This is a genomic window from Mesorhizobium sp. M8A.F.Ca.ET.161.01.1.1 (assembly GCF_004792105.1).
Classification (GTDB): domain Bacteria; phylum Pseudomonadota; class Alphaproteobacteria; order Rhizobiales; family Rhizobiaceae; genus Mesorhizobium.
The window spans coordinates 1-331 of sequence record NZ_SRTD01000270.1; the positions used below are offsets into that span (position 1 = coordinate 1).

Sequence of the window (331 nt, forward strand, 5' to 3'; positions counted from 1 at the left end):
CGGCAGCCCGACCTTGAGCTGATACGCCTGGATGGCCTTCCGCGTGGCCGGGCCTGTGAGGCCGTCGACGGTGCCGTCGTAGAAGTTGAGGTCCTTCAGGATGCCCTGCACCTGCTGGACGACCGGATCGGGCTTGGGAGCCGGCTGCGCCGGCGCCTGCCGCACGATGGTGCAGGTCACGCCCGGGTTGCAGCCCTCCAGGAACAGCTCGCCTTCCCGGGTCAGCGTGGTCGAGCGCGTTGTGCGCAGGAACAACCGCACGCCCAGCTGGCTTTCCAGCTTCTGCACGCTGCGGCTGACGGCCGAGCGGCCGATGCCGAGGCGGTCGGCC

General features: G+C 70.4%; 1 protein-coding gene. It reads right to left on the reverse strand.

Annotated features, from left to right (window positions below; translation table 11 throughout):
- Positions 1-331: LysR family transcriptional regulator (locus EN804_RS38490; protein ID WP_189602204.1), on the reverse strand; the 331-nt coding region annotated here is incomplete at both ends.